A 14,523-nucleotide genomic window follows, 5' to 3' on the forward strand; every position below is an offset into this window, starting at 1 on the left:
GCTAGCGCAAGGTCCTGAAAAACTCTTCCGGCTTCAGGCGTTCGGTTCTCACGGTGTTTTCCGCTGCATCCGGATCGGCATAGCCGAGCGCAATACCGCACACGATATAGTTCTCGTCACCCAGCTCCAGCGTCGAGCGGATCAAACCCGGATACGACGCCAGCGCACCGATGGCGCAACTGCCGAGTCCATGCGCAGCCGCCGCCAGCATCAGGCCGTACATGCACATGCCCAGATCCATGTAGCAACCGCTGCCCATGCGCGCGTCGATGGTCACCAGCAGTGCCACCGGCGCATCGAAGAAATTGAAATTGCGTTCGAACTGCCGGTCGCGTCCGGCACGATCGTCGCGACCGGTCTGCAAGGCGCCATACAGCTCCTTGGCAGCTGCGACCTGGCGACGACGCAGGGACTGCGGCATCGGCTGCGGGAAGTAGGAATAGTCTTCCGGCTCCTGCCGACCTGCGCGAAAAGCCTCCACCAATGCCGCCGACAAGCGCGCCCGCGCATCGCCTTCCAGCGCAATGAACTCGCCCGGCTGCAGATTGGCGCCGCTCGGCGCACGCCGCGCCAGCGCCAGCAAGCCGGCCAGCATCCCTTCAGGCAAAGGCCGGTCGAGAAAGCGGCGGGTCGAGTTGCGCTGCGTCAGCAGGTCGGTAAATGAAAAATTCTGGTCTGGCGTCATTGGCGTCTATCGGGGCGGCGAAAGTGAGGGCAATGCGTGAGGGCAATGCCGTACGCCGTCATTGTTGCAAAGAAAGGATAGCCGGCGGAATCGGGCAGATCTTTTTCCTTGCCGTCTTCGGTGCACGAAACCTGATCAAAAATGCAATTCATGCACGCTCTCCCCTGAAGTTGCGGGAAAATTACACCAATAAGACCGATAACACCATGTTTGAGCGAGTTTTCCCTGGCGGAAACAAATCACCGCGTCAGCAACAGTTGTCAAACCGGCCACAAACGTCGCCTGCAAACTTCCTGCCGCTGCCGATTTTTCATTAGAATGCGCATTTGGCAAAGCTTCGGCGGCGCACGGCCGGCTGCCGTACCCTGATTCTCCGATTTCCTGATTTTCCGATTTTCGATTCGACCCTCATCTGCATGGCAACTAAAAAAACTTCCCCGTCCGACTACAGCGAATCATCCATCCGCGTCCTCAAGGGACTGGAACCGGTCAAACAGCGTCCGGGCATGTACACCCGCACCGAGAATCCCCTGCACATCCTGCAAGAGGTCATCGACAATGCCTCCGATGAAGCGCTGGGCGGTCACGCCAGGAACATCATGGTCACGCTCAATCCCGACGGCAGCGTCAGCGTCGAGGACGACGGTCGCGGCATTCCGGTCGGCCTGCATCCGGAAGAAGGCGTGCCGACGGTCGAGATCGTCTTTACCCGCCTGCATGCCGGCGGCAAGTTCGACAAGGGCAGTGGCGGCGCTTATGCCTTCTCGGGCGGGCTGCACGGCGTGGGTGTTTCGGTCACCAATGCGCTGGCCTCGCGCCTGGAAATCACGGTATGGCGTGAAGCAGGCGTCCATACGCTGGCGTTCTCGGACGGCGACCTGATCGAAAAGCTGAAGTCGCGCCCGCTCACGCGCGAAGACAAGAAATCCGGCACCCGCGTTTCAGTGTGGCCGAATCCCAAGTACTTCGACTCGCCAACCATTTCGCAGCAGGAACTGCAACGCCTGCTGCGCTCCAAGGCGGTGCTGCTGCCGGGCGTCAAGGTCTCGCTGATCAACGGCAAGACCGGCGACGTGCAGACCTGGCAATACGACCAAGGCCTGCGCGGCTACCTGATGGAATCGCTGGCGCAGTCGACCAGTGCCGATCCGCTGATCCCGCTGTTCGAAGGCGAACAATACGCCGGCCCCGACGCCGAAGGATTTGCCGAAGGCGAAGGCGCCGCCTGGGTGGTGGCATGGACCGAAGAAGGCAACGTGGTGCGCGAATCCTACGTCAACCTGATCCCGACCTCGGCCGGCGGCACGCATGAATCCGGCCTGCGCGAAGGTTTGTTCTCGGCGGTCAAGAGCTTCGTCGAAATGCACTCGCTGTTGCCCAAGGGCGTCAAGCTGCTGCCGGAAGACGTGTTCGCACGCGTCTCCTTCGTGCTGTCGGCCAAGGTGCTCGATCCGCAATTCCAGGGCCAGATCAAGGAACGCCTGAACTCGCGCGACGCCGTGCGGCTGGTGTCGACCTTCTCGCGCCCGGCGCTGGAGCTGTGGCTGAACCAGCACGTCGAATACGGCAAGAAACTGGCCGACCTGGTCATCAAGCAGGCGCAGAGCCGTCTGCGCTCGGCGCAAAAAGTCGAGAAGAAAAAATCCTCCGGCGTGGCCGTCTTGCCGGGCAAGCTGACCGACTGCGAATCCAGCGACGTCACGCGCAACGAAATCTTCCTGGTCGAGGGCGACTCCGCCGGCGGCTCGGCCAAGATGGGCCGCGACAAGGAATTCCAGGCGATCCTGCCGTTGCGCGGCAAGGTCCTGAACTCCTGGGAAACCGAACGCGATCGCCTGTTCGCCAACAATGAAATCCATGACATCGCGGTGGCCATCGGCGTCGATCCGCACGGCTACAACGACACGCCCGACCTGAGCGGCCTGCGTTACGGCAAGATCTGCATCCTCTCCGATGCGGACGTCGACGGTTCCCACATCCAGGTGCTGCTGCTGACGCTGTTCTTCAAGCACTTCCCCAAGCTGATCGACCACGGCCACATCTGCATCGCCCGCCCGCCGCTGTACCGCGTCGACGCGCCTGCACGCGGCAAGAAGCCGGTGCAGAAACTGTACGCGCTGGACGACGGCGAACTGGAAGCGATCGAAGACAAGCTGCGCAAGGACGGCCTCAAGGAAGGCGCGTGGAGCATCTCGCGCTTCAAAGGCCTGGGCGAAATGAACGCGGAACAGTTGTGGGAAACCACCATGAATCCCGATACCCGCCGCCTGCTGCCGGTCGCCTTGGGCGAGCTGGACCAGATTGCCTCGGACGCGCGCTTCACCATGCTCATGGGCAAGGGCGAAGCCGCCTCGCGCCGCGCCTGGATCGAAGAGCACGGCAACGAAGCGGAAGCGGATATTTAAGATTGACGACATGGCCGCCTTTGACGACATCAGCAATAGCAGCAACCGCAGCCTCTTGCAACGTCTCCGTTCCGGAGCGTTGTCGGCGGCTGCTGCGCTGACGCTGTCGCTGACGGCCGCCCCTGTCCCCGCCCACGCCGACGTCTACGGCTACATCGACGCCGACGGCGTGGCGCACGTGTCGACCGAAAAGATTGACGAGCGCTACCAGTTGTTCATGCGCGGCGACGCCACCTTCGACTCCGACAAGATCGCCCGCGGCGTGCCCGGCGTCGAGGCCAAGGCAAACCTGTCGTCGCCGCTGATGAAGCTGATGCTGCAGCATCCCAACCTGAAAAAGTATGAAGCCATGCTGGACCAGAGTGCGAAGGAGTTCTCGGTCGAGCCGGCCCTGCTGAAGGCGATCATGGCGGCCGAGTCCGGCTTCAATCCGACCGCCGTATCTCCAAAAGGCGCCATCGGTCTGATGCAGATCATGCCGGAGACCGCCGAACGCTATGGCGTGCAGGGCGACCGCCGCAAGACCATCCAGCAGAAGCTGACCGATCCGAAGATCAACATCCGACTGGCGGCACGCTACCTGCGCGATTTGCAGGTGCTGTTCCCGAAGCGTCTTGAACTGGCGATCGCGTCCTACAATGCCGGCGAACGCGCCGTACAGAAGTACAACAACCAGATTCCGCCGTATCCCGAAACCCGCAATTACGTCCAGCTGGTGGCGCAGTTCTACCAGCTGTACCAACCGGGCGCAGGCAACAACGCAGGAAACAATGCCGGCAACGCCGATGCCAGCAAACCGCGCCGCGTCGAAATCATCCTGCCGGGCCGGCGCAGCATGCCGCCACCGACCTCGATCGAATAACCATCACCTGAACTTGAACGCAACCCAGCCACATGACTGAACAAGCCAACCTGTTTGAACAACCTGCGCCACCCGACGGCGAATCGCTGACGCTGTCGACCTTCGCCGAGCGCGCCTATCTCGACTACGCCATTTCGGTAGTCAAGGGCCGCGCCCTGCCCGACGTCGCCGACGGCCAGAAACCGGTGCAGCGCCGCATCCTGTACGCGATGAACGAACTCGGCCTGAACGCCACCGCCAAGCCGCGCAAATCGGCGGCCGTGGTCGGCGACGTGCTCGGCAAATTGCATCCGCACGGCGACCAGTCGGTGTACGACGCGCTGGTGCGCATGGCGCAGGATTTCTCGCTGCGCTATCCGCTGATCGACGGCCAGGGCAACTTCGGTTCGCGCGATGGCGACGGCGCCGCGGCGATGCGTTACACGGAAGCGCGCCTGACGCCGATCAGCAAATTGCTGCTCGACGAAATCGACATGGGCACGGTCGACTTCCAGCCCAACTACGACGGCTCCACCGAAGAGCCGAAACTGTTGCCGGCGCGCCTGCCCTTCCTGTTGCTCAACGGCGCCTCCGGCATCGCGGTCGGCATGGCCACCGAAATCCCGTCGCACAATCTGCGCGAGGTGGCGCGCGCCGCCGTCGCGATGATCCGCAATCCCAAGATCACGCACGCAGAACTGATGACCCACATCTCCGGTCCGGACTTCCCGGGCGGAGGCCAGATCATCACGCCGCCGTCGACGATTGCCGAAATCTACCAGAGCGGCCGCGGCAGCCTCAAGGTGCGCGCGCGCTGGAAGATCGAAGACATGGCGCGCGGCCAGTGGCAGGCGGTCATCACCGAATTGCCGCCGGGCGTGTCGTCGCAGAAGGTGCTGGAAGAAATCGAAGAGCTGACCAATCCGAAGATCAAGCTCGGCAAGAAAACGCTGACGCCGGAACAGCAGGCGCAGAAGCAAAGCATCCTGGCCATGCTCGACGCCGTGCGCGACGAGTCGGGCCGCGAAGCGCCGGTGCGCCTGGTGTTCGAACCGAAGTCAAAAAACCAGGACCAGACCGAATTCATGAACACGCTGCTGGCCCAGACCTCCCTGGAAACCAGCTCGTCGATCAACCTCGTGATGATCGGCGGCGACGGCCGTCCGCGCCAGAAGGGTCTTGCCGACATCCTCGGCGAATGGATCGCGTTCCGCTTCGTCACCATCACGCGCCGCAGCCAGTTCAAGCTGCAAAAAGTCGAGGACCGCATCCACATCCTCGAAGGCCGCGAAGCGATCCTGCTCAACATCGACAAGGTCATCCGCATCATCCGCGAATCGGATGAGCCGAAACCGGCGCTGATCGAAGCGTTCAAGCTGTCGGACCGCCAGGCCGAAGACATCCTGGAAATCCGCCTGCGCCAGCTGGCGCGCCTGGAAACCATCAAGATCCAGCAGGAGCTGGCCGAGCTGCGCAACGAGAAAGCGACGCTGCAGGACCTGCTCGACAATCCGGCCTCGATGAAGCGCCTGGTCATCAAGGAAATCGAAGCCGACGACAAGCAATTCGGCGACGCCCGCCGTACCGTGATCGAAGAAGCCGAAAAAGCCGTGCTCGAACAAAAGGTCATCGACGAACCGGTCACCGTCATCATTTCGCAAAAGGGCTGGGTGCGTGCACGCGGCGGCCACGGTCACGATGCAACGCAATTCACCTTCAAGGCCGGCGACGGCCTGTACGGCGCGTTCGAGTGCCGTACCGTCGACAACCTGCTGGGCTTCGGCTCCAACGGCCGCATCTACACGGTCGGCGTCAACTCGCTGCCGAACGCGCGCGGCGACGGTGTGCCGATCACCACGCTGGTCGACCTCGGCAACGGCAATAACCTGCTGCATTACTTCGCCGGTCCGGTCGATACGCAGATGCTGCTGGCCTCCGACGCCGGTTACGGTTTCACGGCCAAGGTCGGCGACATGCTCAGCCGCGTCAAGGGCGGCAAGGCCTTCATCACGCTGGACCAAGGCGACCTGCCGCTGGCGCCGCGCCCGATGCCGGCCGGCGCCAGCGCGATTGCCTGCCTGTCGGGACAAGGACGCCTGCTGGTGTTCGGCCTGGACGAGATCAAGACCCTGGCCAGCGGCGGCCGCGGCGTGATCCTGATGGAACTGGAGAAGAACGAGAAGCTGCTGGCCGCGCAAGCGATCACGCAAAAGGGCGTGCTGGTGTCCGGCACCGGCCGCGGCGGCAAGGCGCAGGACGTCACGCTGTCGGCGGTAGCGCTGGCGCTGCACATCGGCAAGCGCGCACGCAAGGGCAAGGCGCTGGAGTCGAAGCTGAAAGCGACGGCGCTGGCCGCAGTGGCGTAATCGCCTGAACGCTGAGCGTTGAAGCAGCAAAGAAAAAGGATGTCGTTGAATACGGCATCCTTTTTTTCTTCCCGGCTACGCTATCGCAACGACCGGCCATGATGTTTCGTGCTCGCGACCGGGCATGCAAGTTTTCTCATCCTGCCGGTCCCCAGCAGAGACTTCAACAAGCCGTCACAATAGAGGGTTTTCACCCCTCCTCCGGCTGTCCCTTTTCATGAATACCACCGCGAACCACCCGCGCTTTCTCATCTTTTTCATTTGCATGCTGGCCTCTGCGGGCCAATTGGCAATCGATATCTACGTCCCGGCGCTGCCGACGATGGCGCAGTATTTCCAGACCTCGGCGCAGGCGATCCAGTCGAGCGTGACGATCTACCTGATGGCGTACGCCTTCGGCCAACTGTTTTTCGGACCGCTGGCGGATGCCTATGGCCGCAAGACAATGCTGATCCTGGGACTGGCCATGTTCACCGCCGGCTGTTTGCTGACGCTGGCGGCCAACAACCTGGAAACCTTCATCCTCGCACGCTGCCTGCAAGGCTTCGGCATCGCCGCCACCAACCTGCTGGCCAAGGCGATCATCACCGACTCCTTCTCCGGCATCGCGCTGATGCATGCGTTCACCTACATGGCCATCGCCTGGGGGCTGGCGCCGATCCTGGCGCCGGTCATCGGCGCGCATCTGCAGACCGGGTTCGGCTGGCGCTCGTGCCTGACCTTCCTGCTGATCTATTCCTTCGTGATGTGGGCGGTGCTGTCGCGCTACAAGGAGACGCTGAAACAGCCTGTGCATCTGCATCCGAAGACGCTGCTCAGGAACGCCGGCATGGTGCTCAGGAGCCCGGTTTTCCAGAGCTGCTTCCTTGCACAAGGGCTGTGCTACAGCATCCTGCTGGTGTTCAACATTGTCGGCCCTTTCATGGTGCAGGAGACGCTGCATAAGCCGCCGACCTATTTCGGCTACCTGGCGCTGGCGATCGGGCTGATGTATTTCCTCGGCGGGATTTCGAACCGGATTCATCACCCGCGCCTGCCGACGCCGGAACAACGCCTGCGCATCGGCGCGCGCGTGATGACGGGGGCGGCGGTCGTGATGCTGATCCTGGCGCTGACGGTCGGTCTGGAGGTGTGGACGCTGACGCTGCCGGTCTTGTTCATGGCGTTCTGCGCGGGGGCGATGTATCCGACGCTGATGGCCAAGGGCAATTCGATCTTCCCGCACATTGCCGGACTGACCAGCGCGATCCTCGGCTTCGCGCTGTTGCTGGTGTCGTCGCTGATCTGGCCGGCTTCGTGCCGTTCCACAGCCTGACGCCGATGGCGATCTTCTTCGTGATCGTGGGTCTGACCGTGATCAGCATGGTCGGCAAGCTGCTGCATCATCTGGAAGCGCCCGCCGGCGCGCCGGCAGCTTGAGGGGCTGCACCGGCCCATTGCGTTATACTCCGGCACCGATCATCAGAGATGGTCCTGAAATCTTGTCAACAACCTAAGGAATACCATGCGGAAAATCCGTCGAATCAAATACATGGAAGCAACTTATCGCATCTATTTCGCCAAGCTGCTCAACAGCATGCTGGAAGAACTCAGCGCAGAAGTCGCCGCGCGCGACGCCGCACAAGGCTGATGTTGCCGCGATAACGCCGGGCTGCACCGGGGCTTCCCCGGAGCGCCGCCGCGTTAAAATGAAAAGCCCCGCATTGCGGGGCTTTTTGCCGATGGCGCTGATCGCCTGCCGCTTCCGGCAAACAGCTAGCGCCCTTTTTCCAGATTGGTCTGGATAATCTCCATCAACTGCACCAGCTCTTCGCATTGCTGCGCGGACAGACCGTCGACTGCGCGTTCCAGTATCTGCGCGCCCGACTTCATCAACTCGGCGTGCAAAGCCTGCCCCTGCGGGCTCAGTTGCAGGCAGGTGCTGCGCCGGTCCGTGACGTCTTCCTTCGATTCCAGATAGCCGCCGTCGCGCAGGCCGCGCACCAGCCGGGTGAGCTGCGCCTTGTCGCGTCCCGAATGGGCGGCCAGGTCTTTTTGCGTGGCGCCGGGATGATGCGCGAAGTAGTTGAGCACGCGGCTTTCCATGTGCGTGATGCCATGCTCGTCGTCGCGAAACGCCTGCGAGCGCCCTGAACGGTAAAGGTGCATCACCGTGTGGATGGCGTCAAAGACCCTTTCGGCGGCAGGTGATTGGTTGACTTTATCAACTTGTTTTCTCATAATGATGACATTATCAACCAATTTCTCCGATCATGGAATCCAAATCAATCACCCGCGAAGTGCAACGCGTCCGTTATGAACTCAAGTTCCGCGACGTCAAGGTCGCCGCCGTCCGCGCTACCGGCGCCAACATGCTCAGCGTGACCTTCCACGGCGACGCACTGGAAGACTTCACCTCGCTGTCGTTCGACGACCACGTCAAGTTCGTTTTCCCGGATGCATCAGGCGCCTCGGTACGACGCGATTACACGCCGATCGGCCACGATGCGCAGCGCAAGGAACTGGTGCTGGAGTTCGCCCTGCACGCCGAAGGCGCCGCCACCGACTGGGCGCGCCAGGCCCAGGTCGGCATGGACGCCGTCATCGCCGGCCCGCGCGGCTCGATGGTGGTGCCGCTCGATTACGACTGGCATTTGCTGGCGGGCGACCTGTCGTCGTTGCCGGCGATCACGCGCCGTCTCCAGGAGTTGCCGGCCGGCGCCAAAGTGCTGGCCGTGATCGAAGCGTCGGACGGCGATATCCGCGAGTTCGACACCAAAGCCGACCTCGACGTCAAATGGGTGAAGTCGGGTGAGGAACTGGTCGCCGCCCTGCGCGCGCTCGCGCTGCCTGCCGGCGAAGGCTATGTCTGGGCCGCCGGCGAAGCGGTCGTGATGAAGGCGGTGCGCGCCGTGCTGGCCGATGATAAACAACATCCCAGGGAAGCCATGCGCGTGTCCGCCTACTGGAAGCGCGGCGCGTCCGATTTCCACGAGAAGCTGGACTGAGCCGGCGGATCGACAACGCCGTCTGTAGCGCAAACGCGCTACAAGCGCGGCCGACATGGCGTCGTACAATAGCGGCGCCATGTTATCCACTCCCGATATCCCCACCGTTGCTCCGCCCTCCATCCACGTCGCCATCGTCGAGGATGACCCGAGTTTCCGCGATGCATTGAGCAAGGCGCTGGAAGCCACGCCGGACATGCGATTGGCGAATATCGCCGGCACCCGCGCCGAAGGGCTGGCGATGCTGCAACGCCCGCCGGCGGACGTGCTGCTGGTCGACCTTGGCTTGCCCGATGGTTCGGGCATCGACGTGATTCACGCAGCCATCCTCCGCTGGCCCGGTTGCAACATCATGGTCAGCACCAATTTCGGCGATGAAACCCACGTCATGCGTTCGATCGAGGCAGGCGCCGCCGGCTATCTGCTGAAAGACAGTTCGCCCGCCAAAATCGTCGATGAAATCCGCAGCCTCGCCAGCGGCGGCAGCCCGATCAGCCCGATCATCGCGCGCCAGGTGCTGGCGCGTTTTCGGACGGCGACGCCTGCCGATGTGGCCGCCAGTCCGACCGCGGCCGCTCCGGCCGAACCATCGACGCTGTTGTCGGCGCGCGAAAAGGAAGTACTGGATTTCATCACCCGCGGCTTCACCGCGCAGGAGATCGCCAAGCTGATGCAGCTGTCGCCGTTCACCGTGCGCACCTTCGTGCGCCGTATTTACAGCAAGCTCAAGGTCACCTCGAAAACCGAGGCCATCTACGAAGCCAGGACGCTCGGGCTGCTGCCCGACTGAGCGAGCCGATGCATGCCTGATGCCCATCCCCGCATGAAAAAACTGCCTGCATCCCTGCTCTCCGGCGTCGTGCTGCTGCTGTCCGTGGCGCTGTTGATTGCCGTAGGCGCCTGGTATGTGCAGAGCGATGCACCGCATGCCGACGCCACCTTGCATCTGACCCGGGTCGACTGGCAGGACAGCGACGGCCGCGGTTTCAACGCGCCGCCGGCACTGGTCGACAGCGCGGCCCTGCCGCCGTCATGGCGCCAGGCCAGCTTGCCGTCGGCGCTACCAGTCACGCCACTACCCGCACTCGCCTCCCCCGCCTTCACCGTGCGCACCACCTGGATGCGCTTTGCGCTTGCCGGCCGGCCTATCACGGCCGATGCCGATACTCCGGCCGCACCGCTCGCGCTCTATGCCAGCCGCATCAAGACCGACGGCACCGTCGCGGTCTACCTCAACGGTCGCCTCGTGCATCGTGCGCAACAACGCGGCCAGTTGTGGAACAGTCTGTTCACGCCGCTATGGATCTTGCCGGATCAGGCCGCCGACGGCGCGCCGCTGAAGGAAATCCTGATTCGCGTGGAGCACGCGCCGGAAACGCCGGTAGGCTTGTCGACGCTCTGGCTGGGTCCCGCCGAGGTCTTGCAGGGACGTTATTACCTGCGCCAGTGGCTGCAACGGGAATTGCCGGCCACGCTCAGCGCCGCCTTCATGGTGGTTGGAATTTTCGCGTTGTTCGTCTGGTTCCGACGCCGGCATGAGACCGGCTACCTGCTGTTCTTCAATCTGGCGGCAGTCTCTTTCGTTGGACATCTGCATTACTACGTCAGTCTGCCCATCGTGGTCGACTGGTTCGCCTGGCTAACCGCCAACGCCTTGTTCTGGCTGCTCACGGTGATCCACCTTTTCCTCTGCCAGCTGCACGGCCGTCCGCTGCGCCGGCTTACGCGCGCCATCGTCGGCATCACGCTGACGATCAGCATCCTGTCGTTGCCGGTGCTGGGCGTGTTGCCGGTCTTTCCGAGCACCTCGCTGCTGGTGCCGCTGGCGTATGCAATTGCCGTGCTGATGGGCGTTACGGTCAGCGTTGCGGGCGGCGTCTGCTCCTGGAAGCGTTCCCGCGAAGGCTTGCTGCTGACGCTCGGAGTCGGCGTATCGACCTTGCTGGGTATGTCCGACTGGCTGCTGCACAACAACGTCGTCAGTCCGGAAGGCTGGTTCCTGGGCGCCTACACCAACGCCGTCACCTTCGCCATGTTCGGCACGCTGATGTATCGCCGCTACGTCAACGCCATTGCTGAAGTCGAACTGGTCAACGCCGGTCTGGCGCAACGCCTCGAAGCACGCGAGCATGAGCTCGGGCAGACCCACCGGCGCCTGCGCGAAGCTGCTCTGCGACAAACCATCAGCGACGAGCGCCAGCGCCTCATGCAGGATATGCACGACGGCCTCGGCTCAACGCTGATCAGCGCGATCCGTTCGGTGGAACACGGCGGCGTCAGCGATGTGAAGGTGTCGCAAATCCTCAAGGATTGCCTCGACGACCTCAAGCTGACCATCGATTCCATGGAGCCGGTGGAGGCGGACCTGCTGCTGTTGCTGGCGACCTTGCGCTTCCGTCTGGAGCCGCGCCTGGAAGGCACCGACATCGCGCTCGTGTGGGAGGTGCAGGAACTGCCGACGCTGGACTGGCTGGAGCCGTCCAGCGCCTTGCATATTTTGCGCATCGTCCAGGAGAGCATCGCCAACATCCTGCGCCATACGCGCGCCGACCGCATCCGCGTCGCCACCGCGCATGCCGGCGACGGCGTGACGGTCACGATTGAAGACAATGGCCAGGGTTTCGACGTCGGCCAGGCGCTGGCCAGGGCGTCCGGGCGCGGCCTGCAAAATCAACGGCGCCGCGCGCAGGCGCTGGACGGCGCGGTGACATGGCTATCCGCAACGAGCGGTACGCGATTCACGCTCTGGTTGCCGTTGGCACGCGCGCCCAAACCAACGCTGGACGCCTGAAAAGCGATCAGCTCCGGGAAACCGCATCGTTGCTTTCGCCGATGCCGCTGTTCTGCGCTTCGGCGGCGGCGCTCAAGGCCCGGATGTTGGCCTGGAAGACGATGCCTTCGATTCATCGCTGATGCCGCTCATGGTGCTGCCGCGACATCCCCGCCACCATCAGCAACAACGCCAGCACGCACGCCGCCGCGCCCGCCAGGAACGCCGAACCGTAACCGAAGTAGCCGATCAGCACGCCCACCACCGGACCAGTCAATCCTGCCGCGAGGTCGATGAAGGCCATGAAGGTCGCCACCGCCAGCCCGCGCGAATGCGCGGGCACACGCGCCATCGCCTGCACGCCCATGGACGGGAACACCAGCGAGAAGCCGATGCCGGTCAGCAACGTACCCAGGCCCGCCATCAGCGGATCGTGCGACTGCCACAGCAGCAATTGTCCGACCAGCTCGATTGCCACCGACACCGCACCTACTTTGGCGCCGCCGATGCGGTCCGGCAGATGCGCGAAGAACAGGCGCACGCCGACGTAGCCGACCGAGAAACCGAGGATCGCGATGCCCGCGCCCGACCAGTTGTTGCTGGCGTAGAGCAGCACCAGGAAGCTGGTGATGATGGCGAACGGCATGGCGCTCAGCGCCAGCGCCATGCCGAAGCGCCAGATCAGGCGCAGCACTTCCGACATGGCCACGCCGCCGCCCTTGTTGCCCAATGCAGGCAGACCGCGCAGTGTCGTCGCAATCGCCAGGCCGACCAGCGGCAACACCATGGTGGTCAGCGCCACGCCGGCAAAACCGAAGCGTTGCTGGATCGCGATGCCGATCGGCGCACCGAGTCCCAGTGCGGCAAACATGGCGATACCCTGCCACGCCATCACCTTGCCGGTACGCTGCATGCCGACGCGGCCGATGCCCCAGGTCATGGTGCCGGTCAGGAACAGGCTTTCCGCCGGCCCCATCAGCAGGCGGCCGATGAAGAGCACCACCAGGCTGGCGCCGGCATCGGCGATCAGCGTCGATGCGAGGTAAAGCAAGCCGGCCGCCGCCGCCATCGGCAAGCCGACTGCGACCGCGCGCTTGGGACCGTGGCGGTCGCAATACGAGCCGGAGAATTTGCGCGACAGGATGGTCGAGAACGACTGGATCCCCACCACCCAGCCGACCGTCAATGCGCTGAAACCGAGCACGCCGTTGACGTGCAACGGCAAGGCCGGCAGCGGAATGCCGATGCACAGGAAACTGGTGAAGACGATGGCGACCAGCGGCAGTAAACCGCTCGCCACGCTGTCATTGGATTGTTGTGTTGTCGTAGTCATGAGGTTATCGGTCCCGAATGGAAATGAGCGGACGTGCGCAGTCGTCGATCGGCATGGCGATCACTGCAACGGTCGGTATGTCAGCGAGGAAATGCATCGCAGCCTTGGCTGCGGGGAAGTGCAAAGTGGGTGTCACTGCGGACAAGGCAAGCTCGTCCTGGAGAAGTAAGCATATCGTCAATTTTTCACCTTGGCGTTATACACATGCGTGCGACGGAATCGCTGCCTGAACCTTCAGGCATGCACGTGAATGACGCGTTGGTTGACGTGAACGCTTACGTAACGAAGCAAGAGGCCGGCAAGGAGGAAGCGAAGAAAGAAGCAAAGAAAAAACAGCTTCAGCTTAACCCGGGGCGTCCTGTTTCGTTATTTGCGGCCGATTATACAGAATAGTTTTTATTCTTGTCGAGCCGCGTCAACTTGCCACTGCGGCGCACTGACGCGACAAAGCCCGCACGGAGCGGGCTTTGTCGGACGCCGGCAATGTTGCCGCCGGCGGTGCTTCTACAGCGACAGGTATTTCTACAGCTACAACCGTCTTCAACATCAGTTTCAACTGCAACTTCTACTACGGGTACATCTACAACAACAGCTACTACTCAGAGATCAAGCGGCGTTGCGTTCCAGGCGATGCACGTTGTCGCTGTTGATTTCGATCTTGCGCGGCTTCAGCGCTTCAGGCACTTCACGCACCAGTTCGATGCTCAGCAGACCGTTTTCCATCTGGGCGCCGACCACTTTGATATGGTTGGCAAGCTGGAAGCGCTGTTCAAAATCACGCGCCGCGATGCCGCGATGCAGGAAGTTGACGGACTGGTCTTCCTTCTGTTTGCGGCCGACAATTTTCAGTGTGTCGTTTTCGGCTTCGATGTCGATTTCAGCATTGCTGAAACCAGCCACGGCCATGGTGATCCGGTATTTGTCTTCGGCAACCAGCTCGATGTTGTAAGGCGGGTAGCTCGGTTGCGAATCCGCGCGCTGCGCGTTGTCGAACAGTTGAGCCAGGCGATCGAAGCCGATTGCGGAACGGTAGAGTGGGGAGAAATCATGAGTACGCATAATAGTATCCTTGTAAGAAAAAGCGATAAATGAACGCGAACCTCCATTGAGCATTCGCTGGGCCGGCGGGTGGTCTG

The 14,523-nt window shown here is 62.6% G+C and carries 12 protein-coding genes and 1 pseudogene; 9 read left to right on the plus strand and 4 right to left on the minus strand.

Annotated features, from left to right (window positions below):
* Window position 1 precedes the first annotated feature (1 nt).
* Window positions 2-685 (minus strand): nitroreductase, encoded by a 684-nt coding sequence (locus tag DXT88_RS17995; RefSeq protein WP_265215454.1) that lies wholly within the window; start codon window positions 683-685, stop codon window positions 2-4.
* Between DXT88_RS17995 and DXT88_RS18000 the strand changes: the two genes are divergently transcribed.
* The 5 genes and pseudogenes from DXT88_RS18000 to DXT88_RS18020 all read left to right on the plus strand — a co-directional run bounded on the left by DXT88_RS18000 (window position 661) and on the right by DXT88_RS18020 (window position 7,716).
* Entirely contained in the window at window positions 661-1,002 is a 342-nt protein-coding gene (locus DXT88_RS18000) for a hypothetical protein (protein WP_265215455.1), read from the plus strand. The genes DXT88_RS17995 and DXT88_RS18000 overlap by 25 nt on opposite strands.
* Before the next feature lie 99 nt (window positions 1,003-1,101).
* Window positions 1,102-3,090: a DNA topoisomerase IV subunit B gene (locus DXT88_RS18005; RefSeq protein ID WP_265215456.1), complete on the plus strand. Its 1,989-nt coding sequence runs from the start codon at window positions 1,102-1,104 to the stop codon at window positions 3,088-3,090.
* 10 nt (window positions 3,091-3,100) lie between these two features.
* On the plus strand, window positions 3,101-3,952 hold the full coding sequence (locus DXT88_RS18010; protein ID WP_265215457.1) for a lytic transglycosylase domain-containing protein: 852 nt from the start codon (window positions 3,101-3,103) through the stop codon (window positions 3,950-3,952).
* 32 nt (window positions 3,953-3,984) lie between these two features.
* On the plus strand, window positions 3,985-6,297 hold the full coding sequence (gene parC / locus DXT88_RS18015) for a DNA topoisomerase IV subunit A (protein ID WP_265215458.1): 2,313 nt from the start codon (window positions 3,985-3,987) through the stop codon (window positions 6,295-6,297).
* Between the two features lie 217 nt (window positions 6,298-6,514).
* Window positions 6,515-7,716, plus strand: a pseudogene (locus tag DXT88_RS18020) (multidrug effflux MFS transporter).
* A gap of 336 nt (window positions 7,717-8,052) precedes the next feature.
* On the opposite strand, the gene DXT88_RS18025 reads toward DXT88_RS18020, so the two are convergent.
* Window positions 8,053-8,517, minus strand: a complete 465-nt coding sequence (locus tag DXT88_RS18025; protein ID WP_029363786.1) for a MarR family winged helix-turn-helix transcriptional regulator — start codon at window positions 8,515-8,517, stop codon at window positions 8,053-8,055.
* Between the two features lie 32 nt (window positions 8,518-8,549).
* On the opposite strand from DXT88_RS18025, the gene DXT88_RS18030 reads away from it, so the two are divergent.
* The 3 genes from DXT88_RS18030 to DXT88_RS18040 all read left to right on the plus strand — a co-directional run bounded on the left by DXT88_RS18030 (window position 8,550) and on the right by DXT88_RS18040 (window position 12,075).
* Window positions 8,550-9,284, plus strand: a complete 735-nt coding sequence (locus tag DXT88_RS18030) for a siderophore-interacting protein (protein WP_265215459.1) — start codon at window positions 8,550-8,552, stop codon at window positions 9,282-9,284.
* A gap of 79 nt (window positions 9,285-9,363) precedes the next feature.
* Window positions 9,364-10,074: a response regulator transcription factor gene (locus DXT88_RS18035; protein ID WP_265215460.1), complete on the plus strand. Its 711-nt coding sequence runs from the start codon at window positions 9,364-9,366 to the stop codon at window positions 10,072-10,074.
* Window positions 10,075-10,107: 33 nt separating this feature from the next.
* Entirely contained in the window at window positions 10,108-12,075 is a 1,968-nt protein-coding gene (locus DXT88_RS18040; protein WP_265215461.1) for a sensor histidine kinase, read from the plus strand.
* Window positions 12,076-12,187: 112 nt separating this feature from the next.
* Here the strand turns inward: DXT88_RS18040 and DXT88_RS18045 are convergent, their stop codons facing one another.
* Window positions 12,188-13,387, minus strand: coding sequence for an MFS transporter (locus DXT88_RS18045; RefSeq protein WP_265215462.1), 1,200 nt, complete (start codon window positions 13,385-13,387; stop codon window positions 12,188-12,190).
* Window positions 13,388-13,591: 204 nt separating this feature from the next.
* Between DXT88_RS18045 and DXT88_RS18050 the strand changes: the two genes are divergently transcribed.
* Window positions 13,592-13,780, plus strand: coding sequence for a hypothetical protein (locus tag DXT88_RS18050; RefSeq protein ID WP_265215463.1), 189 nt, complete (start codon window positions 13,592-13,594; stop codon window positions 13,778-13,780).
* Window positions 13,781-13,993: 213 nt separating this feature from the next.
* On the opposite strand, the gene DXT88_RS18055 is transcribed toward DXT88_RS18050, so the two are convergent.
* Window positions 13,994-14,446 carry an Hsp20 family protein gene (locus DXT88_RS18055; RefSeq protein WP_016832212.1) on the minus strand — a complete coding sequence of 151 codons (453 nt, stop codon included), beginning with the start codon at window positions 14,444-14,446 and terminating at the stop codon, window positions 13,994-13,996.
* Between the last annotated feature and the right edge of the window lie 77 nt (window positions 14,447-14,523).

Source organism: Herbaspirillum lusitanum (genome assembly GCF_026127345.1).
GTDB classification, from domain to species: domain Bacteria; phylum Pseudomonadota; class Gammaproteobacteria; order Burkholderiales; family Burkholderiaceae_D; genus Herbaspirillum; species Herbaspirillum lusitanum.